We start from the raw sequence: 25212 nt of genomic DNA, 5'->3' as shown, positions 1-25212 counted from the left end.
GAATACTCCGTTAAGCATATTAAGGATCGGTAAAGCGCGGACCTATGCTGTGGGTTAGGATGCCAATCCCCTCAGTTCGCGCCGCCGGCGCAGGGCGACGCAGCGCCAGGCGCCGCCGCGTCCAGGCGGCCCAGGCTGTCGGCCACGGCGGCGGCCAGCTGCGCCGCGCCATTGGACAGGGCAGCGGCGGCCGCGTCGGATGAGGCGGCGGCCACCGGCAGGCTGAAACCGGCGCGGCAGGTGGAGGCGGCCCCCTGGGGCAGGCGCCGCATGGTCCAGCTGCCGTCCACCACGGCGGTGCCGCCGGGGGTGGCGTCGAACCGCTCGATGCGCAGGGCCAAGCGGTACTGCGGCGGGCCATTGGGGGCGGGGGCCACGGGCGCCTGATAGATGTCGGTGGCGCGCAGCCGCTGCCACAGGGCGTTGGCCAGCGCCAGCCGCATCTCATCCGCCACCGGGGCCGCCCAGCGGTCGTCGTCGCGCACGTCCAGCCGGCCGCCCGCATCGGTCAGCACCAGCTGGGTGCGGTTCAGCCGCTCCGGCACCGTCACGGGCAACACCTCCACCAACACCCGCGCGGCGCCGGTCGCGGGCGCGTCGGCCGGCTGCGGGGCCAGCGCGTGGTAGCGGATGGGGGTGGAACCGCCGCAACCGGCCAGCAGGACCAGGCCCGTCAGGCCGGCAAGGGCGGAAAGGGAACGGGGGAACGGGGCGGGGTTCGTGCTCATTCGTCCTTGTCCTTCCGGCCGCGCACCAGGGATTCCGGGTGGCGTTCCAGGCTGTCGCTCAATGCTTTAAGGGACCGGGTGGCGTCCATGACGCCCTTCAGGGCCTGGCGGGTGTCCTGCTGCAGCGGGGCGTCCGGCGCGACGCTGGCCTGGGTGGCGGCCAGGGTCTGTTCCATCTGCTTCAGGCTGTCGCGGATTTCGGGCAGCACGTCGTGGTCGGCATGCTGCACCAGCTCGTCGATATGGCGGGTGGCGCCGTCCACGCTGGCCAGCGCCTTGCGCGCGTTCTCGCCGATGGCGTCGAAGGGGATCTTGTCCAGCTTGGCCACGATCTCCTGCACCTTCTGGTACAGCTCCTCCAGATCGCCCGGCACGGTGGGCAGTTCCACGGGATCGGTGTTGGGGTTAAACTGCACCGGCGGCGCCTTGGGCATGAAGTCCACCGCCACATACAGCTGCCCGGTCAGGAAGCTGCCGGTGCGCAGCTGGGCGCGCAGGCCCCGGTTCACCAGTTCTGCCAGGCGCTGCATCCGGGCGGCGCGCTCGCTTTCCGGCGGCAGCGTCTGCTCGAACGAAGCCAGACGGTCCGGGAAGATGTTGACCATGACGCGGGAGGTGAAGTCCTGCGTGGCCGGGTCGTAGTCGATACCCACCCCGGTGACGTTGCCGATCTCCACCCCGCGGAAATCCACCGGCGCGCCCACGGTCAGCCCGCGGATGGACTGGTGGAAGCGCATCACCATGGCTACGTGGTAGCCCTCCGGCGCCTTCATGGCGTCGACATGGTTGGCGGCCAGCCAGAACTGGCTGCCGGCCGCCGCCGGGGTCATGGGCGTGTCCGGCGGATCCTCGAAAGCGATGCCCCCCATCAGGATGGTGGCCAGCGCCTCGGTATCCACCTTAAGGCCCGAGCCGTCGATGCGCACGTCCACGCCGCTGGCGTGCCAGAACTTGCTGTCCTTGGTGATGAAATGGTCGTAAGGCGACTTGATGAAGACATGCAGGGTGATGTGGCGGCCATCCTCATCCAGGGTGTAGCGCTCGACATGGCCCACGGGGATGCGCTTGTAGTAGACGGGCGATCCCGCCGCCAGCGAGCCGATGTCGTCGGTGTGCAGCACATAGCGCTGCCCCGGCACGTCGGAAGCCACCACCGGCGGATCCTCCAGCCCGGTGAACTCCTTGCGGGGGTTGTCCGACTTGCCGGCATCGACGCCGATGTAGGACCCGGACAGCAGGGTATTCAAGCCGGAGACGCCCGTCTCGGCGAAGCGTGGGCGTACCACCCAGAAACGGCTGTCGTCCACGGCGAAGCCCTTGGCGTCCTTGGTCAGCTCCACCGTCACCAGCACCCGGGCGTGGTCGTCGGTGAGGGTGACGCCCTTGACCTCGCCGATGTCCACGTCCTTGAACTTCACCTTGGTCTTGCCCGGCTCGATGCCGTCCGCGGTCAGGAAGCTGATGGTGATGCTGGGGCCTTTCATCCAAACCGTCTTCACCACCAGGGTCAGGCCCACGATGGCGGCGATGGCCGGGATCAGCCATACCAAGGACGGGATCCAGCGGCGGCCCGAGTCCACCACCGGTTCCGGCAGGTCGTCCTGATGGGGGGCGGGGGGCGTGGTTTCAGCCATGGCGGGTTCCGAAGACTAGTCGTTTCTTGGGATCGCGCCCCCTGCGCGGGCGGTGGGCGCGATCCCAGATCATGCGGGGGTCGAAGCTGTGGGCGGCCAGCATGGTCAGCACCACCACGGCGCCGAAGGCGGCCGCACCCGGGCCGGCCTGGATGACGGCCAGCCCCTGGAAGTGCACCAGGCCCACCATCAGGGCCACGACGAACACGTCCAGCATGGACCAGCGGCCGACGAACTCGACGATGCGGTAAAGGCGGGCGCGCTGGTCGGCGCGGCTTCGCGCGCCGCGCTGGATGGACACGGCCAGGGTGCTGAGCGTCGCCAGCTTCAGCAGCGGTACCAGGATGCTGACGGTGAAGATCAGCACCGCCAGTTCGGGCGAGCCGGTGTTCCAGAAATAGAGGATGCCGGACAGGATGGTGTCGTTCTGGGTGCTGAGCAGGGTGGAGGTCTGCATCACCGGGAAGGCGTTGGCCGGGATGTACAGGATGGCGGCCGCGATCAGCAGCGCCCAGGTGCGTGACAGGCTGTCCACCTTGCGCGGGTGCAGCCGCCCGGCGCACCGGGGGCAGCGGACGCGGCCATCACCGTATCCATCCCGGGCGGCCGTGTCGCGGCATACCAGATGGCAGTGCGGACAGGCGACCAAACCCGCTTGCGCCGCCGTGGTCACGCGTGCTTCCGAAGAGGAGGTGGTCGGTGCCGCGCTCATGGATGCACCGATTGTTTGGGCCGGAGGCGCCGCCTTGGCCGCACGACGACACGTTCGCCCGCGCGCCACAGGCTGCGCAGGTCCAGCGACAGGATGACCGCCAGCAGGACGGTCAGCAGGCCGAAGGCCCACAGCGCGATGCCCGGCACCACCTCGGCCATGTTGGACAGCTTCACCAGGGCCACGACGATGCCCAGCATGAACACCTCGATCATGCCCCAGGGCCGCAGCGCCTGCAGGAAGCGCAGCATGGGGGCGAAGGCCAGGGCTGGCCGGTCCCGCCGGATCATGAGCAGCAGGGCGAACAGGACGCCCAAATCCACCAGGGGGAACAGCTGGGTGGTGGCGAAGACCAGGACGGCCACGATCTCCCGCCCCTCCCGCCACAGGGCCAGCACGCTGCCGACCAGGGTGGTGCTGTTGCTGCGCCCCTGGATCTCAAGGTCGACGATGGGGAAGCTGTTGGCGATCAGGTAGATCAGGATGGCGGCGGTCACCAGCGCCAGCTGGTGGTCCGGTTCCAGGTAGGAGCGGCGGTAGAGCACGGCCCCGCAGCGCACGCATCGGGCCTTGGTGCCGGGCGCCAGCTCACGCCGTTCGTGCAGGGCGTCGCATTCAGGACAGGCGACCAGGGAGTCGGTCACAGGGGATGCCAGTTCGTCGTCATGGTTCGGCCCCGGTGCATGGCCGTTGCCGCGTTGGCCTTCATGGTGAGCGGCTTGCCGCTGCCACGATAGCCCGGCTTCCTGAATAGCACCATCGGGTGGGCGGGTGCGAACCCGATGCTGTTCGGGGGAGGCCGGTCGATGTAGCGGTCGTGCAACGGATAGGCCCTGCGCTGCCGCCACATGGGGCGGGCGGGTGCGCTGATAATTCCCTGCCCAGACGATGCGGCCTCGTGCACACTGGCCGGCCTGCCCATTCGGTGGGCAATGTTGTGGTGCGCCCCCGCAGGGTGTGTCCTGCGGCGGGTGTGTGCGGGTGAGAAAGAAAGGGACGACTTTGGCCTCTGGTAAGACCTTCCTGGCGGCGGCCCTCGCCACCAGTTGCGCCCTGTCCGCGTTGATGGCGCCTGCTCTCGTTCCCGCTGTGGCGTATGCCGCGGACCAACCCAAGGTCACCGCCCCCGCCAAGGCGGGCAAGGCCGATTTCGCCGCCCCCAGGGCGGTCGCCAGCGTCGAGGGCATCACGGAATACCGCCTGGCCAACGGCCTGCGCGTGCTGCTGTTCCCCAGCGAGGCCAAGTCCACCATCACCGTCAACGTCGTGTACCGCGTCGGCTCGCGCATGGAAGGGTATGGCGAGACGGGCATGGCCCACCTGCTGGAACACATGATGTTCAAGGGCACGCCCGATCACCACGACATCCCCCAGGAAACGCAGAAGCGCGGCTTCCAGAACAACGCCACCACGGCCGAGGACCGCACCAATTACTACGAGACCTTCGACGCACGGCAGGACTATCTGGACTGGGCCCTGGGCCTGGAAGCGGACCGCATGGTCCATTCCTTCGTCGCCCGCAAGGATCTCGACAGCGAGATGACGGTGGTGCGCAATGAGATGGAGATGCGGGAGAACAACCCCGTCGGCATCCTGATGGAGCGCATGCACTCCTCAGCATATCTCTGGCACCACTACGGCCATTCCACCATCGGCGCGCGCTCGGACGTGGAGAACGTGGACATCGGCCACCTGCAGGCCTTCTACCACCGTTATTATCGGCCGGATAACGCCACCCTGGTCATCGCCGGCAAGTTCGACCCGGCCAAGGCCCTGGCCAGCGTGCAGGCGGCCTTCGGCGCGCTGAAGAACCCGGCCGAGGCGCTGCCGCCGGAATATACGGTCGAACCGGCACAGGATGGCGAGCGGTCCGTCACCCTGCGCCGTGTGGGCGACACGGGTTACGAGGGGCTGGCCTATCACATCCCGGCCGCCACCCATCCCGACAGCGCCGCGCTGTCCATCCTGTCCTTCATCCTGGGCAGCACGCCCTCGGGACGCCTGCACAAGGCGCTGGTGGAGCAAAAGCTGGCCACCGGCGTGTCGGCTTCGGCCGAAAAGCGTGTGGACCCCGGCCTGGCCATGGCCCTGGCAGAGGTGCCCAAGGGCGGCGACGCCGCCAAGGTGCTGTCGGTCATGACGGGCGTGGTGGAGGGCGTGCACGACCATCCCATCACGGACGAGGAGGTCGACCGCGCCAAGACCCGCATGCTGAAGAATTACGACCAGTTGATGGATAACCCCGGCGGCGTGGCGCTCAGCCTGACCGATGTCATCGCCCAAGGGGACTGGCGCCTGCTGTTCGTGGGGCGCGACCGCATCGCCGCGGTGACCACGGCGGATGTGCAGCGCGTGGGGGAGACCTATTTCCGCCAGGCCAACCGCACCGAGGGCCACTTCATTCCGACCGCGGCGCCGGAGCGTGTGGACATCCCGGCCGCGCCCACCGCCGCGTCCCTGGTGGATGGCTATAAGGGGCGGGAGGCGGCCGTGGCCGACACCGTGTTCGACAGCAGCCCGGCCAACATCGACACCCATACCCAGCGCCTGGAGTTGGCGGACGGTGGCAAGTTGGCCTTGCTGGCCAAGCCGGCCCGGGGGCAGGCGGTAAACCTGGTGATCCGCCTGCGCTATGGCGACGATGCCAGCCTGACGGGGAAGGACGCCGCGTGCGAGGCGGTGGCCAGCATGCTGCTGAAAGGCACGACCAAGCACAGCCGCCAGCAGATCGCCGACCTGCTGGATAAGATGAAAGCCAATTTGGCCATCTCGTCCGGTACGCAGCAGACCAGCATCGCCGTGCGTACCGACCGCGCGCACGTGGCCGAGGTGCTGGCGCTGGTGTCCGAGATCCTGCGGGAGCCTGCCTTCCCGGCCGATGAACTGGAGCAGTGGCGCGCCGCCACCATTTCCGACCTGGAATCGTCCCGCACCGATCCCCAGTCCCTGGCCAGCAACGCCTTCGACCGGGCCTTCGACACGACGCAGCCCGACCACCCCGGCCATATCGACACGGTTGACGAGTGGATCGCCAAGATCAAGGCGCTGAAGCTGGAGGAGGTGAAGGCCTTCTATCACGCCTTTTACGGCGCTCGTGGGGCCCAGGTGGCTGTGGTGGGCGACTTCGACGCCGCCGCCATGCCGCAGCTGGTACAGGCGGCCCTGGGCGGATTCGTGGCGCCGCAGCCTTACACCCGCATTCCCGAGACCCCCGCCCAGGTGGCCGGCCTGGACCAGGTGATCCAGACGCCGGACAAGGCCAACGCCATCCTGCTGGCCGGTCTGCCCCTGGCCATGACCGAGGATGACCCCGACTACCCCGCCCTGCTGATTGCCAATCGCATCCTGGGCGGCAGCACCCTGCATTCCCGCCTGGGCGACCGTGTGCGGCAGAAGGAAGGCCTGTCCTATGGCGCCGGCTCCGCCCTGTCGGTCGGGGCCATCGACCATGTGGGGCGCCTGACCCTCCAGGCCATCGCCGCCCCCCAGAACGTGGCCAAGGTGAAGACGGCCTTCAGCGAGGAATTGGCACGCCTGGTGCGCGACGGTGTCACAGACCAGGAACTGGCGGAGGCCAAGAGCGGTTTCCTGGATCAGTTCCGCATGGGCCGGACAGAGGATGCGCGCCTGGCCAGCCTGCTGGCCACCAACCTTTACCTGGGTCGCACCATGGCCTGGTCGGCGGAAATGGAAGCCAAGGTGGCGGCGGTGACGTCGGCACAGGTGGCGTCGGCCCTGCGCACCCGCATCGATCCGGACAAGCTGTCCTATTTCCGTGCCGGGGACTTTGCCAAGGCGACGAACTGAAGCTCTGCCTTTGGGCGTATCCTGGCCGGCGGCGCCACCCAGCACGGAATACCTCCTCTAGTCAGGGGCGCATGGCCGGGTTAGCTTGGCGCCCCGGCTATGGACGGCGGACCGGGCAGCGGCTTCATGCGGCGTAGGCGTGCGGCCAGACCCCGGCGAAGGGATCGAGACGTGGCGGATGGCGAGGACATAGCGGCGGGGGGACGGGGCATCGCGGCCGCGATGCCGACGCCGGCCGGTCTGCGCGTGGCCGCTCCTCAGCGCTCGGCCCGGACCTCCTCTTCAGCGCTGGGGGTGCGTGGGCGGCTTTTGCTGGCCGCCGTCACCCTGTTGTTGCCGCCCCTGCTGGGCGGCGCCCTGCTACTGGGCGGGGCCTACACGCGGGAGCGCCGGGTGGCGGAACGCCACCTTGATGAGACGGCCCACATGCTCGCCCTGGCGGTGGACCAGCAGTTGGGGCAAAGCCAGGCCTACTTGCGCGCGCTGATCGCGTCTCCCGCCCTGGCGCACGGGGATATCGCGGCGCTGGAAGCCCAGGCCAGGGCCATCGACCTGCCCAAGGGCTACTGGTTCCGTCTGGCGTCGGCCAGCGACGGCCGGGTGCTGATGAACACCGCGCTGCCGCCGGGAACGCCGCTCTCGGGCGGCCAGTTGGGTCCGAACCTGCGTGCCGCGCTGGAGGCGAGGCACAGCCGTGTCGGCAATCTGTTCAACAGCACCCTCACCAACCAGCAGGCCATCGCCCTGCACGAGCCGGTGTTCCAGAATGGCGCCCCGGCCTACATCCTGTCGCTGGTCATGCCATCGACGGAATTCACCCAGCTGTTGACGGACCAGCAGCTGCGGGCCGGCTGGATCGGCGCCGTCGTCGACCGCTCCGGCGTCATCATCGCCCGTACCCGCGATCCCGAGCGTTACGTCGGGCAGAAGGCCCGGCCGGAATTCGTCGAGGCGTATGCCAAGCAGACATCGGGCCGCATGCCCGGCGTGTCGCTGGAGGGCATGCCGACCATGGTTTCTTTCCGGCGCACGCCCAGCCAGGATCTGGTCGTGGCGGTCGCCGCGCCTCGGGACGAGTTGGGGCGGGAGGCTTGGCGTGGCCTGTTGTTGGCGCTGACGGGGGCGGTGGCCTTGTTGGCGCTGGCCCTGGGCTTGGCCCTGCGCTTGGCCCGGGGCATCACCTATCCGGTGGAACAGTTGGCCGCCCGGGCGGCCGCGCTGGGCCGTGGGGCTCCCGTGCCGACGGAGACACTGGGCTTGGCCGAGGCGGATGCCGTAGCCCAGGTGCTGGCCGACGCCAGCCAGCGCCTGGCCCGTTCCAGCGCCGAGCAGGAGGATAAGGTGCGGGCGGCGGTGGCGGAGGCGGAGAGCGCCAACACCGCCTTGTTCCAGGCCCACCGCATGGAGGCCGTGGGCCGTCTGACCGGCGGCATCGCCCATGATTTCAACAATCTGCTGCAGGCGGTGTCCGGTTGTCTGGACATGCTGTTGCGCCGGGCCCCGGATGATCGCAGCCGCGACCTGATTCGCGCCGGCATGCAGGCGGTCGACCGGGGGGCCGGTTTGACCCGCCAGCTGATGGCTTTCGCCCGCCGGCAGGCCCTGCGTCCCGAGCCGGTGGACGTGGCCGAACTGGTGCGCACCATGCGCCAGCTGCTGATGCACGCCCTGCGCGCCGACATTGTGTTGGAAATGGTGCTGCCCCAAGGGCTTTGGCCAGCCATGGCCGACAGCGCCCAGTTGGAACTGGCGTTGCTGAACGTGGCGGTGAACGCCCGCGACGCCATGCCCAACGGCGGCGTGCTGCGCTTCGTGGCCGAAAATGTGCACTTGGCGCCGGACCAGACGGAGGATGCGCTGAAAGGCCAGTTCGTGCGCCTGGCCATCACCGACACCGGCTCCGGCATCGACCCTGCCGTGCTGCCCCACGTGTTCGAGCCCTTCTTCACCACCAAGGAGGTGGGCAAGGGTTCCGGCCTGGGCCTGTCTCAGGTCTATGGCTTCGCCCGCCAGTCGGGCGGCACCGTCCACCTGGACAGTGTGCCGGGCGTGGGCACCACGGTCACCTTGTTCCTGCCCCGCGCTGCCACCGCTCCCCGCCGGCCCCCGGCACCGGCCGAGGCCCGCCCGGCCGACCGGGTAGAGACGCGCACCGTGCTGGTGGTGGAGGATGACGCCACCGTGTCCGCCACCGTGTCGGCCAGCCTGAAGGAACGCGGCTTCACCGTGCTGCAGGCCTCGCGCGCCGACCAGGCCCTGGCCCTGCTGCAGGATGGCGACACCATCGATATCCTGTTCTCGGACATCGTCATGCCCGGTGGCATGAATGGCGTGGAACTGGCCAAGGTCGCCCGGTTGCTGCGGCCCGAGCTCGCCGTGCTGTTGACGACGGGCTATGCGGAAAACCTGCCGCCGCTGGAAGGCATGCGCCTGCTGCCCAAGCCCTACCGCATGGACCAGTTGCTGGACGCCCTGGACGCTCTGGACTGACATTCCGCCGCCCTATGCGGATTTTCCAGCCGGCTTTCAGTTTCCATTAACCCGCCGCGCCCATACTCCATACCGGCGGAGCGACCCCGCCCATTTGGGATTGGCCCGGAGGGCTGTCCCGCATGCCTGTTACTTGGTCGCGAGCGGATGGTTCCATGTTCGGCGCCCAGCTGACCCAGATTATTGATGAGCACGAGCGCTGGTTGGCGGCCAAGCCGGGCGGGCGCCGCGCCAATCTGGCGATGCTCATCCTCCGCGGCATTGACTTGTCGAACCGCAACCTGTCCCGCGCCCAGTTGGGCGGAGCCGACCTGTCCGGCGCCATCCTGACGAATTGCCGGTTGGAGGGGGCCGACCTTTATGGCGCCGATCTCACGGATGCCGACCTGACCCAAGCCTGCCTGGCGGCGGCCGACTTGCGCGGCTGCGCCTTGAGGGGCGCTCTGCTGGACCGCACGGATTTGCGCGGCGCCGATTTGCGCTCCAGCGACATGTTGATCGCGGTGCCTGATGCCGGGGGGGAAGGCGAGGGAGCGGCGGAGGTGCCACGCTCCGGCCAGGGCATCGTCTTCCGCCAGGCTCATCTGGGCCGCGCCTTGTTGGTGGGGGCCCGCCTGCCCGGTGTGGTCATGCTGGAATGCGACATCACCGGCGCGGTGCTGCGCGGCGCCGACCTGCGAGGTGCCGACCTCACCGGTTCCGTCCTGCGAGAGGTCGATTTGACTGGCGCCGACCTCAGCCAGGCCAACCTCTCGGCCGCCCGCCTCAACGGCGCCCTGCTGGTGGGCGCGCGGCTGGGGGGCGCGTGTTTCGCCGGTGCCGACCTCGTGGGGGTGGAGCTGGGCCATTGCGACCTTAGCGAGGCGTTGCTGGATGAGGCGCGCTTCTCCCGCCCCCTCGATTCGCTGGCCCTGGATATGCGCCACCGCGTCCACGACCACGAACGCTGGATAGACAGCGGCGGCGCCCGTGGCGCCCGTGCCGAGTTGGAGGGCGCCAATCTCGACGGTGCCGATCTGCGCGGCGCGCGGCTGTCGGGCGCCACCCTGCGCGGCGCGCATCTGCGGGGCGCCCTGCTGGGCGGCGCAGACCTAACCCTGGCCGACCTTTCCGGTGCCGACCTGACGGAAGCCAGCCTGCGCGGCGCCGTGCTGCGTGGGGCCACGCTGGGTCATGCCCGGCTGGCGGGCGCCGACATGGCCGACGCCCGCCTGGACCCCGCGGATATCCTGCAACCGGACGGCCATCCCAACGGCCGGTCATGGCCCGCCGACCTGACTGGCGCCGACATGGCTGGGGCCAGCCTGTGGCGCGCCCAGCTGCAATACGCCAACGTCACCGGTGCCGACTTGCGCGGCGCCGATTTGGCGCAGGCGGACACCACCGGCGTGCGCTTTGCCGACGCTCGCCTTGACGGGGCGGTGGGCCTGGACCGCCCTGAGCTGTCACCGTCGGCCCGGGTGGGCTGAAACCGGTCCCGACACGCTTCCCCGAACCCTTGCCCATCTCCGTCCCGGGTCATAGTGAACCGGCGTCCAGCCAGTACTCTTGGCCGGTATTACTCACCCAAACCGCATAGACCGAATTAATGGGCGCTAAACGAAGCGTCTTTGATTACGGTCCCTTCTATCAAGTCGTCCATGGGAAGCGGGTGGGAGCGTTAGATGAACGATCGACTAAGGCCGGAATTGCGGGAACTGGCGGTCAAGATCGCAACGTCATACGCCCGGTCCAATCCCGTCAGTGTCGAGGCGTTGCCTTCGGTCATTGTCATGGCGTACCAGGGGCTTGAAGCCTGCATCGCGCCGCCGCCCCCGCCACCGCCCGAGCCGGTGAAGCGCGGCCGCCGTGGCGCCAAGGCGGCCGCCAAGGCCCCCGGCCGCGGGCGCAAGGCGGCCAGCCGCTAAGGCTGCGCTTTACTCTCGATTCTTTTGGTCCACTGTTGCGGTCCGGTGACGTTACACTCCCGGATCGACCGCCGGATTGTGCGCGGCTGGATTGGCCGGGCCCTGTCATGTACAGTGCGCTGAGCACAAGGGTAGGGCGCGCTTGGCGCCGTGCCCCGATGGGGTCCAATCATCCAGCGGCATAAAGGTGCCGACACGTCGATCCATGGCTGTGACCAGCGGTTCCAAACGACAGCAGGCCGTCACTGCCCACCGCCCTGAAGACGGGCGGCGATGACGTCTGACCTCGATTCCCTGTTCCTGGCGGAGGATGCACCGGCGACGCGCGCGCCGGAGCTGCCGCCCTGGCCCATCCTGGTCGTCGATGACGACGAGGAAGTGCACATCATGACCCGGCTGGTGCTCAGCCGGCTGACGTACAAGGGCCGGCCGTTGGAATTGCTGACCGCGCGATCGGCGGCCGAGGCGGCGGGCATCCTGACCAAGCGCGGCGACATCGCCGTGGCCCTGCTGGACATCGTCATGGAAACGGATGATGCCGGCCTGGTGCTGGCACGGCGCATCCGCGAGGAATTCGACAACAACGACGTGCGCATCGTGCTGCGCACCGGCCAGCCCGGCCAGGCGCCGGTGCGCGACGTCATCGTCAATTACGACATCAACGACTACAAGGCGAAGACCGAGCTCACCTCGGAGAAGCTGTTCATCACCATCATCACGGCGCTGCGGTCCTACGACAACATCCGCACCGCGCGCGAGGCGCAGAGCGCCAGCCGGCTGAAGTCCAGCTTCCTGGCCACGATGAGCCATGAGATCCGCACGCCCATGAACGCCGTGCTGGGCATGCTGGAACTGATGTCCCATACGGGTCTGGATGATGATCAGATGGAGATGCTGTTCACCGCGCGGGACGCGGCCGGCACCCTGCTGCGCATCATCGACGACATCCTCGACTTCTCGAAGATCGAGGCCGGGCGCATGGACATCGAGTGCCATCCGGTGGCGCTGGGTCCGCTGGTGGAGGGTGTGGCCGACATGCTGGCGGCCCAGGCGCGCAAGCGCGCGCTGGACCTGCACGTGCACATCGACCCCGCCATCCCCGAGTTGCTGATGGGCGACCCGTTGCGCCTGCGCCAGGTGCTGTACAACCTGACGGGCAACGCCATCAAGTTCACCGAGAAGGGCGGCGTCACCCTGTCGGTGCGTTGCCTGCCCGGCGCGGCGCCGGGCCGGGCGCGGGTGCGGGTGGCGGTGCAGGACACCGGCATCGGCATCGCCGATGATGTGCAGAAGCAGCTGTTCCAGCCCTTCACCCAGGCCGAAAGCTCCACAAGCCGCCGCTTCGGTGGTACCGGCCTGGGCCTGTCCATCAGCCGCCGCCTGATCGATTTGATGCAAGGCAGCATCGGCTTGGACAGCGCGCCGGGCCAGGGGTCCACCTTCTGGTTCGAGATAGACCTGGCCGTTGCCCAGGAACAGCCGGTGGCGGCACCCCAGCCGGCCCTGCCGTCGCTGGCCGGCATCACCGTGCTGGTGGCGGCCGAGACCCAGGCCCTGCGCGACACCGTCGCCTGCTATGTCGAGGCCGCCGGCGGCCGGGTGGCGGGCGAAGGCCAGCCTTGGAACGTGGCCGTGGTCGTTCCCCGGCCGGGCGACGTTTGGCCCGACCTGCCGGCGGGCAAGCCGGCGGTGTTGGTGGCAGCGGCGGATTCGGTGCGGCCGGCGGGCCTGCCGTCGGGCACGGTGCAGATTGGCCGTCCGGTGCGCCGCGTGCCCCTGATCCGCGCCGTGGCCTCTGCAGCGGGGCAGGAGACGGCGGCCCGCGCTGTGGCGTCGCCCTTGCGCCAGGGGCGCGGCGAGCCGCCGCCGGTCGAGGTGGCCATGGCGCAAGGCCGCTTGGTGCTGGTGGCGGAAGACCAGCCCGTCAACCAGATGGTGATCCGCCGGCAGCTCAGCCTGTTGGGCATCGCCGCCGAGGTCACCGAGGATGGGCGCCAGGCCTTGGCCGCTTGGCGCACGGGCCGCTTCGGCCTGGTGCTGACCGACTGCAATATGCCGGAGATGGACGGGTTCGAGCTAACCGCCGCCATCCGAGAAGCGGAAACGGGCACCGGCCTGCGCACCCCCATCATCGCCCTGACGGCCAACGCCATGGCGGGGGAATCCCAGCGCTGCCTGGCGGCGGGCATGGACGGCTTCCTGGCCAAGCCCCTGGAGCTGGACCGGCTGGATCGCTGCCTGGCGCAATGGCTGCCGCCGTTGTCGGACAGCGGTGCGAAGGCCGCGCCGCCGCCGTTGGTTGACACGATGCCAGGGTACGCGGTGCAGCGGGACACGACGCTGGGGGACACGACGCCGGGGGATACGACAGCGGTGCTGAACCTGGCCCGCACCCTGGAATTGTTCAGCGTACTGGATGACGAGGCGCGGGCCTTCCTGAGTGACTTCCTGGGGGCGGCGCGCCCGCTGGCGGACGGCCTGGACCAGGCCTTCGCCCTCGGTGACGCGGGTGCCGCCCGGCGCGAGGCGCATGCCCTGGCCGGCGTGGCGAAAAGCGCCGGGGCCGACGTCCTGGCCCGTGTGGCCGACCGAGTGGAAGAAGCCCTGGTCCAAGGGAAGGTTGATGAGGCGCGGCTGGCGGCAAAGGCTGTTCCGGGCGCGCTGGAACAGGTCGCAGCGGCCATAGCCTCTTTATAAGAAGACGACCACCGACATTTCTGCCTATACTAATCCTGTATTCCCGGGCTTCACGTTCAGGGAGCCGGGATGGGGCGTGTATTCATTCCTCGTTAAAATAAAATTGTTTGGATTTGAAGGCGGCGGCCGTTTGGGGATGGCAGATGGGTGCGATTTCATTCAATTTCCGCAGCTCGCTGGTGATTGAGGATCAAAGTTTCATCCGTGGTGTGGTCGTCCGCATCCTGCGGCAGCTGGACTTCGGCACGGTGATGGAGGCGGAGGACGGGTCGTCCGGCCTGAACGTGGCCATGGAACGCCGGCCGGATGTCATCATCGCCGATATCGACATGGCGCCGGTCGATGGGTTGACCTTCCTGCAGCACCTTCGGGAGCGTGAAACGCAAGGACATCACATTCCTGTGGTTTTTCTGACCAATCGCGCGGACAAGGTAACGGTTTTGAAGGCCAGGGATTTGGGGGTGGACGCGTTCATCGCCAAGCCTGTCACCCTGGTGAACCTGCGGGAGAAGCTGCAGGTGGTGATGGCGCCGCGGCGATAGGCAGGGATAGCGGCGGGGAATGGGAATGGCGATGGCGCGGGGCGAGGGAAACGGGGTGGGGCGGACGCCGGCGGTTTCACCGGCGAAGGGCGTGCCGTGACCAAGCCCCACGCCATCCGTTCCAGTGTGCCGGGCCCCCGGCTGTTGGGCATCCGCCTGCCGCGCTGGGTGTGCGCCTGGCGCGTGCGCCACGCCCGCCGGCAGGAAGCGATGCGCCGCCATCAAATGACCGTGGTCTTCTGGCGATCCCTGGCGGTGCGCCAGGCGGCCCTGGCCCTGCTGTCTGCCCTGGTCATCGGCGCCATCCTGTCGCTGATCCAGGGCATCGCCCAGGCGGAGCGGGAGCGGGCCAAGTTCGCCAACGCCGGCCGCATGGTGCTGGACCTGGTGGAGAACACGGCCAGCGCCGCCGTGTGGAACCTGGATCCCGACCTGGCGTCCGGTCTGGTTCGATCCGTCCTGGCCATCGACGGCGTGCGCGCCGTGCGCCTGGTCGAAATGCCAGACCGGGTGCTGGCCGATGGCGCGCGTGACCTGCCGCCGGCGGAGGAGGGCGGGGCCTTCTGGCGCGGCTGGCTGTCTGGTGCCCGGTTCACCTCTGTCTTCCAGGACCTGGCGCGGACCCAGCGCCTGCTGTACCGCCCCGCCGGCAGCCCCCGCAACAGTCCCATCATAGGCCGGCTGGAGCTGGAGATGGACACCAGCCGGGCGGCGGCCGACTACGCCGCCTTCATCCGCACCACGGTGCTGGGCGGCCTTGTGCGCGACCTGGCGCTGGGCGTGGTGCTGGCTTTGCTGCTGCACACCTTCCTGACCCGGCCGCTGCGCGCCGTGGGCCTGGCCGTGGCCAGCATCGATCCGTCGCGCCCAGGGGCCGCCCGCCTGCCGGACTTCCCCCGCCAGGCGGATAACGAGCTGGGCTATCTGGTACGCCGCTTCAACGAGGTGCTGCGCCTGTTGGACCGCAGCCGCTCGGACATGGAACAGCTGGCGACCCATGATGTCCTGACCGGCCTGCCCAACCGCCTGCTGCTGCAACGCCGCCTGGAAGAGGCGCTGAGACGGCGGGAGCGGCGGCTGTACAATCCGGAATTGGCCCGCCAGGAAGAACCCTGCGGCCGCATCGATCGCGCCGGCGGGCGTGGCATTGCCCTGTTCTTCCTGGACCTGGACCGGTTCAAGCATGTGAACGACAGCCTGGGGCACGACGTGGGCGACCGGCTGCTGAAGGCCGTGGCGGGGCGCCTGCGCGACTGCATCGGCGAGGACGACATGCTGGGCCGCCTGGGCGGCGACGAGTTCCTGGTGGTGACGGAAAACGCGCTGGAGCCGGTGGATGCCGCCGTGCTGGCGGAGCGCCTGCTGAAGGCTCTGGAATCGCCATTGATGGTGGAGGGCGGGCACCTGCTGCACGCCGGCGCCTCCATCGGCGTGGCCCTGGCCGGCGAGGGCCCCCCCAATGGCGACGCCGATACCGCCAGCACCCTGCTGCGCCAGGCCGACACGGCCCTCTATGCCGCCAAGGCCGCTGGCCGCGGCCAATACCGCTTCTTCTCCCGCGAGATGAGCGAGCGGGCGGAGAACCGGCTGAGCACCGAGGCCAACCTGCGCCAGGCGCTCAGCATCGGCTCGTTCGAGCTGTACTTCCAGCCCAAGGTGCGCGCCGCCGACCAGGCCCTGGTGGGGGCGGAGGCGCTGGTGCGCTGGAAGCACGACGGCCAGCTGGTGCAGCCCGGCGCCTTCATGACCGTGGCCGAGGATTCGGGCCTGATCATGGAACTGGGCAGCTGGGTGCTGGAACAGGCGGTGCGCGAGGCCACGCACTGGACCAAGCTGCTGCCAGACTTCCACATCGCCGTGAACGTCTCCGCCCGGCAGATCATCGCGCCCGGCTTCGTCGAGCGGGTACGCGACTGCCTGGCGCGCAGCGGCGTGCCCGCCGACCGCATCGAGATCGAGGTGACGGAAAGCGTGATGGTGGACAGCGCCCGCTCGCTGGAGGTGCTGTGGCGCCTGAAGCGTCTGGGCGTGCGCATCGCCGTGGACGATTTCGGCACCGGCTTCTCCTCGCTGTCCTACCTGCGCCAAATGCCCATCGACACGCTCAAGATCGACCGGGCCTTCGTGCAGGACCTGCCGCGCGACAGCGCCATTGCCGCCATGATCCTGACCCTGGGCGCCCGCCTGGGGCTGGAGGTGGTGGCGGAGGGCGTGGAGCGGGAGGAGCAGCTGGCCTGGCTGGTGGCCGAGGGCTGCCCCGTCGTCCAGGGCTTCTTCATCGCCGAGCCCATGCCCGCCCGCCAACTGGAAGCCCGCTTCCTGCACCCCTTGGTCATGGCGCAGGAAGAGAGCCGCGAGGGGCGTAGCGCCTAGGCGGGCTCTCCGCCCTTGGGCCCCCAGAACAGCACCCAGGTGGCGAAGTCGTCGCTGAAGTCTTCGAAGCGATGCTCGGCGCCCGCTTCCACGAACAGCAGGTCGTGCGGTTGGAAGGGCCGGTGCTCGCCGTTCTTCACGAAGGTGCCGGTGCCGCTGATGATCACATAGATTTCATCGCGGACATGGGGGCCTTGCGGGTCGTGTCCGCGCGGGCCGTAGACGCCCACCTTCATGGTGCCGTGTTCCAGCAGGTACTGGAACCGTTCTCCCGCCGGGACATCGGGCAGGGTCGCCAGAGCGGGGGCGGCGGAAAGAAGCCAAGGCGGGGTCTGCATCGCGGGCCTTTCTGTCGGTGTGGGACGATCAGGCGCCGGCCGAGGGCACGGCGGTGTCGTGTTCCTGCTTCATCCGCCGTTCCTCGCGATCATTTTCCAACTTCAGTTTCCGCGTCCGTTCGCGGATTTCCTCTTCCTTGGCCTCAAGTAGGTCAGACAGGTTCCAAAGGCCGAAACCGCCACCGAACAAGAGAAGTAGCAAAAGCCCATCGGTAAGTGTCATTGGCGCCCCCACAAGACAAACACAAATACAACTTAGACGGTGCGTCGCCGGGCTGGCCAGGGAAAATGCTTGAGTTATGGCATCGCAGATCGACTGGGGCAGGGGAGCGGGCAGCGAAAAGGCCCGGCGTCGCCGCCGGGCCTTCGCATTCAACTTAATCGCTGATTCAGAGGGGATCAGGCGATGGCCTTGTCGGCGGCCAGGTAGCGGGCGTCGCCCTCTTCCACCAGGGCGGGGTGGGTCAGCTTGCCGCGGAACACGTTCAGGCCGTTGCGCAGATGCACGTCGTCGGCCAGAGCCTGCTGCCAGCCCTTGTCGGCCAAGGCCAGGACGAAGGGGGAGGTGGCGTTGTTCAGGGCGAAGGTGGAGGTGCGGGCGACCGCGCCCGGCATGTTGGCCACGCAGTAGTGGATGACGCCGTCGACCACATAGGTCGGGTCGGCGTGAGTGGTGGCGTGCGAGGTTTCGAAGCAGCCGCCCTGGTCGATGGACACGTCCACCAGCACGCTGCCGGGGCGCATCTTGGCCACCATCTCCTTGGTGACGACGCGGGGGGCGTTGGCGCCCGGCACCAGCACGGCGCCGATCACCAGGTCGGCGTCCAGCACCGCCTGCTCGATGGTGTCGATGTTGGCGTAGAGCGTGTTCACGCGGCGGCCGTACTGCTGGTCGATCTGGCGCAGCCGATCCAGCGACTTGTCCAGCACGGTCACTTCCGCTTCCAGACCCACGGCCATGCGGGCAGCGTTCAGGCCGACCACGCCGCCGCCGATCACCACCACCTTGGCGGCCGGGGTGCCGGGCACGCCGCCCAGCAGGATGCCGTTGCCGCCGTAGCTCTTCTCCAGGCACTTCGCACCGGCCTGGATGGACATGCGGCCGGCGACCTCGCTCATGGGCGCCAGCAGGGGCAGGCCGCCACGGGCGTCGGTCACGGTCTCATAGGCGATGCAGATGGCGCCGGAAGCCAGCAGCAACTCGGTCTGTTCCGGATCGGGGGCCAGGTGCAGGTAAGTGAACAGGACCTGGCCGGGGCGCAGCATGCGGCACTCGTGCGGCTGCGGCTCCTTCACCTTCACGATCATGTCGGCCTTGGCGAAGATTTCTTCGGCGGTGTCCACCAGGGTGGCGCCGGCGGCGGCGTACTGCTCGTCCGTCAGGCCGATGGCGGTGCCGGCATTCTTCTGCACGATGACCGAGTGGCCATGGGCCACCAGCTGACGCACATTGCCGGGGATCAGACCAACGCGATACTCGTGGTTTTTGATTTCCTTAGGAACGCCGACCAGCATGGTTATCTCCCGGATCATCTGGGTTGGCGCCGCCTGTCCGGTCGCGCAACCGTTGCCTCGATTTCGGAGCCCAAGATAAGGCCGAAGGCCGGTGCATGTCCTTGCGTTGAGGGTTAGGCCTGGCGCACAATGCGCAAGGAATCATCGTTAAAGGCCTATTATGCGGCAGAGCCTGCGAACAACGGTGCTGGATAGGATTGATCGTGCCATCCTGGCCCGCCTGCAGGAGCATGGCCGCGTCCCCAATTCGGAACTCGCCGCCCATGTCCACCTGTCGGAAAGCGCCTGCCTGCGCCGGGTCAAGGCGATGGAGGAGGCGGGGATCATCAGCGGCTACACCGCCATCCTGGATCCGGCCTCCTGCGGGCGGCCGGAAAGCGTGTTCGTGCAGGTGACGCTGGAAAAGCAGACGGAGCCCTACCTGCGCGCCTTCGAGGAGGCGCTGGCCACCTGCCCGCAGGTGATGGAGTGCTATCTGATGTCCGGCGACAGCGACTATCTGCTGCGCGTGGTGGTGGCGGGGGCTGCCGATTATGAAGCCCTGCACAACCGCATTCTGACCCGCCTGCCGGGCGTGGCCCGCGTCCATTCCAGCTTCACCCTGCGCACTGTCATGAAGCGCACAGCCCTGCCGTTGGCCGACGTGGTGACCGTGGGCGGCGATTGACGGGCGCGACGCCAGGCCGTAAACCGCAAAGCCAGCCGTTGCGGTGAGGGATGGGCACCTCGCGCCCACCGTGTCGCCACGAAAACCTTTATCCGAGGAAAGCGTCCCGCATGACCGAGCCTGCCTCCAGCCCCCCTACCGGCCGCCTTAAGGGCCGTGTCGCCGTCGTCACCGGCGCCTCGCGCGGCTTGGGCGCCGCCGTGGCCAAGGGGCTGGCGGCGGAGGGCGCGCACGTCGTGCTGATCGCCCGCACTGTGGGCGGGCTGGAGGAGGCGGACGACGCCATCCGCGCCGCTGGCGGCACCGCCACGCTGATCCCCCAGGACATGGCCGCCGACCCCGCCCAGCTGGATGTGCTGGGCCCGGCCTTGCTGGACCGATTCAAGCGGGTGGACATCCTGGTGGCCAACGCCGGCATGCTGGGCGCCATCGGCCCGATGGCCCATGCCGACGTGAAGCAGTGGGACAAGGTGCTGGCCTTGACGCTGACAGCCAACATGCGCCTGATCCGCACGCTGGATCCCCTGCTGCGCGGTTCTGACGCGGGCCGCGCCGTCTTCATTACCGACCGCTATGGCCATGAGCCGGTGGCCTACTGGAACGCCTACGCCGTGGCCAAGGCGGGGCTGGAGATGATGGCGCTGACCTACGCGCAGGAGGTGCTGCAGAGCCCCCTGAAGGTGAACCTGGTGGATCCCGGCCCCATGCCCACTAAGCTGCGAGCCCAAGCGTTTCCTGGGGAAAAGCCGGACACCCAGCCGCCGGTCACCCGCGTCGTACCCACCATCCTCGACCTGGTGGCGCCTGACAACACCCGCCATGGCGAGTGCATCGCCCTGTACTGAAGCGCTTGGGATTTCGGGGCCGTCCATTCAAGGGTGGCACACGCATGGCAGGGCATGCTTACGCTCCGCACCGTAGTGATATTGGTCACAGCCGCAGCGGTTCACCGGGCATAGTCTCCTTCTCGTACCGGGGATGGCCCCAACCTCTCCGGTGCCCGAGACGGCGACCTCGGTCCCGTTTCTGCTTCCCCGTCCGGGTGGGTTGCTCCCCGCGCCCAACCCGGCCTCTTAAAAGGCCCGCCGCTCCCCCGCAGGCGGGCCTTTTTTCTTTGTTCCAGTTCCTCAGGCGCCGGCAGCCGCGTCCGCGGCTTTGGCGCGTCCTCGATTTCCAGTCCGCTACGCTCCCCGGAAATCTCCGGCGGACGCGGTCGCGTCCTGGGGCCGGAGAGAATGGCCTTGGCTAGGCGTGCGGCACGTAGGGCACGCCGTGCTTCTTGAACCACTCCAGCATCTGCTTCCATGCCACCTTGGCGTCCGCGGGGTTGTAGCTGGGGCGGTAATCGGCGTTGAAGCCGTGGCCTGAATCCTCGAACACCATCAGCTTGCAATCGCTGGCGGCCTTGTCGCCCTGGGCCAGGGCGGCCCGCATCTGATCCACGCTGGCGACGGGGATGCCGTCGTCCTTGGCGCCGTACAGGCCCAGGACCGGAGCATTAAGCTGGTTCACCAGATCGATAGGGTTCTTGGGATGGGCGGCGTCGGTGTTGCCCACCAACCGGCCGTACCAGGCGGCGCCGGCCTTCAGATCGGGATTGTGCGCGGAATAAAGCCAGACGATGCGCCCGCCCCAGCAGAAGCCGGTGATGGCCATGCGCCGGGTGTCGGCCCTCCCATCGGTTTTCACGAAGGCGACGGTGGCATCAAGGTCGGCCATGACCTGCTCATCCGACACCTTGGATACGATGTCGCGCACCAGGGTGGGGATGTCCGGCACCTTGGTGGCATCCCCCTGGCGGAAATACAGGTCGGGGGCGATAGCGTAATAGCCCGATTTGGCCAGGCGCCGGCAGAGGTCGCGGATGTGCTCATGCAGGCCGAAGATTTCCTGCACCACCAGCACCACGGGATGGTGGCCACCCTGGCCCGCCCATTTGGGCACGGCGCGGTATGCGCCCATGGTGGCGCCGCCGGCCACGGGCACCTGCACCATGCCGGCCTCCAGATTGTCGGCGTCGGTGATGATGGTTTCGGCCGATACCGGCAGCACCGCCAGCGCGAATCCCGCTGCCAGGCCGGCCGTGGTGAAGCCGCGTCGGTTGATCACGTTATCTTCCATGGAAGTCGCCCCTTCGTCGTTGTTATGGCTGAACTCTTACCGCAAGCCCCTGCGCGCCGCATCCTTGCCGCTCACAAGGCGCCGGTATGCCGCAGGTGCCGGATTTCCTCCTCATCCAGCCGCAGCCAGTCCTGCAGCACGGCGTCGGTGTGCTGGCCCAGGGTGGGTGGGGCCTGGCGGTAGTTGACCGGCGTGTCGCTGAACTTCATGGGGCTGCCGATCAACTCCACCGTGCCCGGCAGGCCGGCACCCGGCGCTCCCGTCCCGCCCGCCTGGGGGTGGGGCAGGGTGACGCGCATCCCACGGGCGGCCACCTGCGGGTCGACGAAGACCTTGTCGATGCTGTTGATGGGGCCGCAGGGCACGCCCAGCGGTTCCAGCGCGTCGATCCAGAATTGGCTGCTCTGCCCCTGGATGACGGCGGCGATGGCGGGCACCAGGCTGTCGCGGTTGCCCACCCGCGCCTGGTTGGTGGCATAGCGCGGGTCGCTGGCCCATGCGGCGTTGCCGGTCAGATGGCAGAAACGGGCGAATTGCTCGTCATTGCCGATGGCCAGGATGATCCAGCCGTCACTGGTGGCAAAGGTCTGGTAGGGCACGATGGTGGGATGGGCGTTACCCACGCGCGGCGCCAGATGGCCGCTGGTCAGGTAATATTGGCCCGGGTGGGACAGCCAGGCGACCTGGGTGTCGAACAGCGACAGGTCGATGGCCTGGCCCCGGCCGGTGTGGTCGCGGTGGCGCAGGGCCGCCAGGATGGCGATGGCGGCATAGGTGCCGGTCATCAGGTCGGCGATGGCCACACCCGCCTTCAGCGGCTGCCCCTCCGGCTCTCCCGTCAGGGACATGAAGCCGCCCATGCCCTGAACCAGATAGTCGTAGCCGGCGCGGGCGGCATAAGGCCCGGTATGGCCGAAGCCGGTGATGGAACAGTAGATCAGCCGGGGGAAGGCGTCGCGCAGATCCTCATAGCCCAGGCCATAACGGCCCAGGGTGCCGGTCTTGTAGTTCTCCACCACCACGTCGGCGTGGCCGATCAGTTGCAGGGCCAGCGCCTTGCCCGCCGGATTGGTGAAGTCCAGGGTCAGCGAGCGCTTGTTGCGGTTGGCCGACAGGTAGTAGGCGCTTTCCCGGGTGTCCTGCCCGGCATCGTCCTTGAGGAAAGGCGGACCCCAGGCACGGGTGTCGTCCCCCTGGCCCGGCCGTTCCACCTTCACCACGTCGGCGCCAAGATCGCCCAGGATCTGCGTGGCGCTGGGCCCCGCCAGCACGCGGCTCATGTCCAGGACCTTCAGGCCGGTCAGCGGGCCGGTGGCGGGGATGGGCGGCTGGGTCATGGGCGCAGGTCTACCTTCTGTCGGGGATGCCTGGCTGTGGGGGATGCCTGATCTGCACGGCGGCGATCTTACACGGCGGACGCGACCAGCGCCTAGATGGCATCGGTGTTGTTAAGCCCAGGCTTCCCCTGCGGGCCGTTTCACGCTCTGATATCCCAATCGTTTACCTGCCGAACCCGAGGCCCCCGATGCTCGATAAGAACGCCAAGATGCCCGACGAGGTCCCCGTCATCCGCACCATCGCCATGCCGGCCGATACCAACCCCGCCGGCGACATCTTCGGCGGCTGGCTGATGTCGCAGATGGACTTGGCGGCGGGCAACGTGGCGGCCCGCACGGCGCGGGGCCGTGCCGCTACGGTGGCGGTGGACGCCATCGCCTTCCTGGGCCCGGTGTTCGTGGGGGATGAGGTCAGCCTGTTCGGCCGCCTGGTATCGCGCGGCCGCACCTCCATGCGCATCGAGGTGGAGGCCTGGCGCCGCAGCCGCGATGCCGACGACACCAACAAGGTAACCGAGGCGGTCTTCACCTTCGTCGCCATTGACGAGAATCGCCGTCCCCGCCCCCTGCCGATCACGGGGGAATAAGCGGGCGGGAACTGGGGACCCGGACCAAAGTTCCCTCGACACCAGGGGCAAGGCGCGCGCACTCTACCGTCGCCCCTTTTGCTGAAGTCAGAGCTGGTTTCATGGCCGATCCCCGTGACGAACTGCTGCGCCAGATCCGCGCCATCCGGCGGCGGATCGACCCGGACGTCCTGGAAAAGGCGGCCGCGGCGGCGGAGCGCATGCAGACGGCGCGAGCAGCCGCCCCGGCTGAGGAGTCCTCGGACGTTCCCTTTGACCGCCAGGCCGCGCGTGACGTGGTGATGACCTTTCTGCAATCCCGCCATGATGGCGGCCGCTTCGCCATGAAACTGATGGAAGAAATGAAGAAGCCCGAGGCGGCGGCCAAGGCTTACGGGCGGGCGGCGGCAAAGCCGATCCGTAAGACATGAGGTGGGAAATAGTGTTTCCTTAAGGTGATATTAAATTGCTTCGGAGGCGGGGCCAAGGTAGCGCCAGTTAAAATTCGTCCATAGGCTCAGGATGGGATTGTCTATCCTGCCTGGATTAGCCTTATCCTGCGGCATCGTGGCGGCGTGATCATCGAAATACTGGCGTAGTCGGGATGGGCCCGTGCGGTATAATCTGCCTCAGGATAATTCCATCCGGCAGGTGTCGCGCCGGGATGGGGAGACAGGGAACAGACCCGGTGGGCCACCACATCAAACAGGTCGTCTGGCCCGACCGGGCCTATGTCGACTACAAGTTCGATCACCACCGGCTGTTCAGCACCATCATGACGGTGGCGACCTCCATCACCGTCAGCGGCCTGTGGGGATGGGACTACGTCATCGATGCCGAAGGGGCGCGGCGCACCATCGGCTTGCGGTTGGTGATGTCCGTCATCATCGTGCTGCACGCCCTGCTGCTGCATTTCCGGGTGCCACGCCGCCTGACCACGGCCTACGCCTTTATCGGCGCCTTCACGTGCCAGATGCTGTTCATTGAGGTGCTGAACCGCCTGGATCACGGCATGCAGGCCCAATTCTCCGGTTTCCTGTTCTTCACCTTCCTCCCGTTGCTGGTGATGCAGTACGTGCCCTTCACCACCGGTGCCGCCTTCATGGTGCTGATTATTTCCCTGCCGCCGGTGGCAGGGGCCGTGGGCTTCGCCCATGACTTCGAATATGTGAAGTACCCGCTGCTGCTGGGTCCCGTGGGTGCTATGTTCATCTGCGTGCTCTTTGCGTTCGAGCAGATCAACTACACCAATTACGAGAACCAGCGGCTGCTGCGGCTGGTCGCCATCACCGACAGCCTGACGGGCGCCGGCACCCGCCGCTTCATTACCGACACGGCGGCGCGCGAGATGGCGCGTGCCCGGCGCTACGGCGGGCCGCTATCGGTGCTGATGCTCGATATCGATCATTTCAAGCGCATCAATGATACCTGGGGGCACCAGGCCGGCGACCAGGCCATCCGTGCCGTGGTCGACCTCTGCCGAGGTGCCATCCGCGACACCGACGTCATCGGCCGCTTCGGCGGCGAGGAATTCGTGATCCTGCTGCCGCAGACTGACCGGCCGGAGGCGGAGCGGGTGGCGGAGCGCCTGCGCTGCGCCGTGGCGGCCGCATCTGTCGTCCTGGCGCCGGACGTGTCCGTGACTCTGACCTGCAGCCTGGGCGTCACCACGCTGTCCGCCAACGACCACAGCGTGGACACCCTGCTGGGCCGTGCCGACCAGGCCCTCTACGCCGCCAAGAACGCCGGCCGCAATCGTGTCTCGGTGGCGGCATAGA

The 25212-nt window shown here is 68.1% G+C and carries 21 protein-coding genes; 12 read left to right on the top strand and 9 right to left on the bottom strand.

The genetic code is table 11. The features are described from left to right. Window positions 1-71: 71 nt before the first annotated feature. The 4 genes from FBZ87_RS09720 to FBZ87_RS29665 are packed head-to-tail and all read right to left on the bottom strand — an operon-like array spanning window position 72 to window position 3718. A complete protein-coding gene (locus tag FBZ87_RS09720) occupies window positions 72-728 on the bottom strand; it encodes a PqiC family protein (protein ID WP_145610133.1) in 657 nt (218 codons plus the stop codon). Then, a complete protein-coding gene (locus tag FBZ87_RS09715; RefSeq protein ID WP_145610132.1) occupies window positions 725-2362 on the bottom strand; it encodes a PqiB family protein in 1638 nt (545 codons plus the stop codon). Before FBZ87_RS09715 ends, FBZ87_RS09720 begins: the two co-directional genes overlap by 4 nt. Continuing rightward, a complete protein-coding gene (locus tag FBZ87_RS09710) occupies window positions 2355-3074 on the bottom strand; it encodes a paraquat-inducible protein A (RefSeq protein ID WP_145610131.1) in 720 nt (239 codons plus the stop codon). The genes FBZ87_RS09715 and FBZ87_RS09710 overlap by 8 nt, the downstream gene beginning before the upstream one ends. Continuing rightward, window positions 3071-3718: a paraquat-inducible protein A gene (locus tag FBZ87_RS29665; protein ID WP_145610130.1), complete on the bottom strand. Its 648-nt coding sequence runs from the start codon at window positions 3716-3718 to the stop codon at window positions 3071-3073. Before FBZ87_RS29665 ends, FBZ87_RS09710 begins: the two co-directional genes overlap by 4 nt. A gap of 358 nt (window positions 3719-4076) precedes the next feature. Between FBZ87_RS29665 and FBZ87_RS09700 the strand changes: the two genes are divergently transcribed. The 7 genes from FBZ87_RS09700 (at window position 4077) to FBZ87_RS09670 (ending at window position 16890) form a co-directional block, all read left to right on the top strand. Next, the gene (locus FBZ87_RS09700; RefSeq protein WP_145610129.1) at window positions 4077-6881 is read left to right on the top strand and encodes a M16 family metallopeptidase; all 2805 of its coding nucleotides are present in this window, start codon (window positions 4077-4079) and stop codon (window positions 6879-6881) included. 171 nt (window positions 6882-7052) lie between these two features. Then, window positions 7053-9371 (top strand): ATP-binding protein, encoded by a 2319-nt coding sequence (locus FBZ87_RS09695; protein WP_186454678.1) that lies wholly within the window; start codon window positions 7053-7055, stop codon window positions 9369-9371. A 155-nt stretch (window positions 9372-9526) separates the two neighbouring features. Then, window positions 9527-10840 (top strand): pentapeptide repeat-containing protein, encoded by a 1314-nt coding sequence (locus FBZ87_RS09690; RefSeq protein WP_246134321.1) that lies wholly within the window; start codon window positions 9527-9529, stop codon window positions 10838-10840. A 195-nt stretch (window positions 10841-11035) separates the two neighbouring features. Beyond that, window positions 11036-11278, top strand: coding sequence for a hypothetical protein (locus tag FBZ87_RS09685; protein WP_145610126.1), 243 nt, complete (start codon window positions 11036-11038; stop codon window positions 11276-11278). A 273-nt stretch (window positions 11279-11551) separates the two neighbouring features. After that, window positions 11552-13975 (top strand): response regulator, encoded by a 2424-nt coding sequence (locus tag FBZ87_RS09680; RefSeq protein ID WP_145610125.1) that lies wholly within the window; start codon window positions 11552-11554, stop codon window positions 13973-13975. A 113-nt stretch (window positions 13976-14088) separates the two neighbouring features. Continuing rightward, window positions 14089-14517, top strand: a complete 429-nt coding sequence (locus FBZ87_RS09675) for a response regulator (RefSeq protein ID WP_186454677.1) — start codon at window positions 14089-14091, stop codon at window positions 14515-14517. A gap of 96 nt (window positions 14518-14613) precedes the next feature. Continuing rightward, the gene (locus FBZ87_RS09670) at window positions 14614-16890 is read left to right on the top strand and encodes a putative bifunctional diguanylate cyclase/phosphodiesterase (protein WP_145610123.1); all 2277 of its coding nucleotides are present in this window, start codon (window positions 14614-14616) and stop codon (window positions 16888-16890) included. Here the strand turns inward: FBZ87_RS09670 and FBZ87_RS09665 are convergent. From FBZ87_RS09665 to ald, 3 genes are all read right to left on the bottom strand, one after another. After that, entirely contained in the window at window positions 16887-17228 is a 342-nt protein-coding gene (locus FBZ87_RS09665; RefSeq protein ID WP_145610122.1) for a cupin domain-containing protein, read from the bottom strand. The genes FBZ87_RS09670 and FBZ87_RS09665 overlap by 4 nt on opposite strands. Window positions 17229-17256: 28 nt before the next feature. Next, on the bottom strand, window positions 17257-17451 hold the full coding sequence (locus tag FBZ87_RS09660) for a hypothetical protein (protein WP_145610121.1): 195 nt from the start codon (window positions 17449-17451) through the stop codon (window positions 17257-17259). Window positions 17452-17627: 176 nt separating this feature from the next. Beyond that, window positions 17628-18743, bottom strand: coding sequence for an alanine dehydrogenase (ald, locus tag FBZ87_RS09655; protein WP_088873209.1), 1116 nt, complete (start codon window positions 18741-18743; stop codon window positions 17628-17630). A gap of 160 nt (window positions 18744-18903) precedes the next feature. Between ald and FBZ87_RS09650 the strand changes: the two genes are divergently transcribed. Next, window positions 18904-19410, top strand: a complete 507-nt coding sequence (locus FBZ87_RS09650; RefSeq protein WP_088873210.1) for an Lrp/AsnC family transcriptional regulator — start codon at window positions 18904-18906, stop codon at window positions 19408-19410. Between the two features lie 110 nt (window positions 19411-19520). Then, on the top strand, window positions 19521-20255 hold the full coding sequence (locus tag FBZ87_RS09645) for an SDR family NAD(P)-dependent oxidoreductase (protein ID WP_145610120.1): 735 nt from the start codon (window positions 19521-19523) through the stop codon (window positions 20253-20255). Between the two features lie 400 nt (window positions 20256-20655). Here the strand turns inward: FBZ87_RS09645 and FBZ87_RS09640 are convergent, their stop codons facing one another. Further along, window positions 20656-21531, bottom strand: a complete 876-nt coding sequence (locus tag FBZ87_RS09640; RefSeq protein WP_145610119.1) for a dienelactone hydrolase family protein — start codon at window positions 21529-21531, stop codon at window positions 20656-20658. 71 nt (window positions 21532-21602) lie between these two features. Further along, window positions 21603-22868: a CaiB/BaiF CoA transferase family protein gene (locus tag FBZ87_RS09635; RefSeq protein WP_145610118.1), complete on the bottom strand. Its 1266-nt coding sequence runs from the start codon at window positions 22866-22868 to the stop codon at window positions 21603-21605. A 188-nt stretch (window positions 22869-23056) separates the two neighbouring features. On the opposite strand from FBZ87_RS09635, the gene FBZ87_RS09630 reads away from it, so the two are divergent. From FBZ87_RS09630 to FBZ87_RS09620, 3 genes are all read left to right on the top strand, one after another. Continuing rightward, complete coding sequence (locus FBZ87_RS09630) at window positions 23057-23455, top strand: acyl-CoA thioesterase (protein ID WP_145610117.1); 399 nt, start codon at window positions 23057-23059, stop codon at window positions 23453-23455. 101 nt (window positions 23456-23556) lie between these two features. Next, complete coding sequence (locus tag FBZ87_RS09625; protein ID WP_145610116.1) at window positions 23557-23865, top strand: hypothetical protein; 309 nt, start codon at window positions 23557-23559, stop codon at window positions 23863-23865. 257 nt (window positions 23866-24122) lie between these two features. Further along, window positions 24123-25211, top strand: a complete 1089-nt coding sequence (locus FBZ87_RS09620) for a GGDEF domain-containing protein (protein WP_186454676.1) — start codon at window positions 24123-24125, stop codon at window positions 25209-25211. Window position 25212 lies beyond the last annotated feature (1 nt).

Source organism: Nitrospirillum amazonense (assembly GCF_007828035.1).
Taxonomy (GTDB): Bacteria; Pseudomonadota; Alphaproteobacteria; order Azospirillales; family Azospirillaceae; genus Nitrospirillum; species Nitrospirillum amazonense.
The sequence above is the reverse complement of the archived record's forward strand: the minus strand, read 5'-3'. Positions and strand labels throughout refer to the sequence as shown.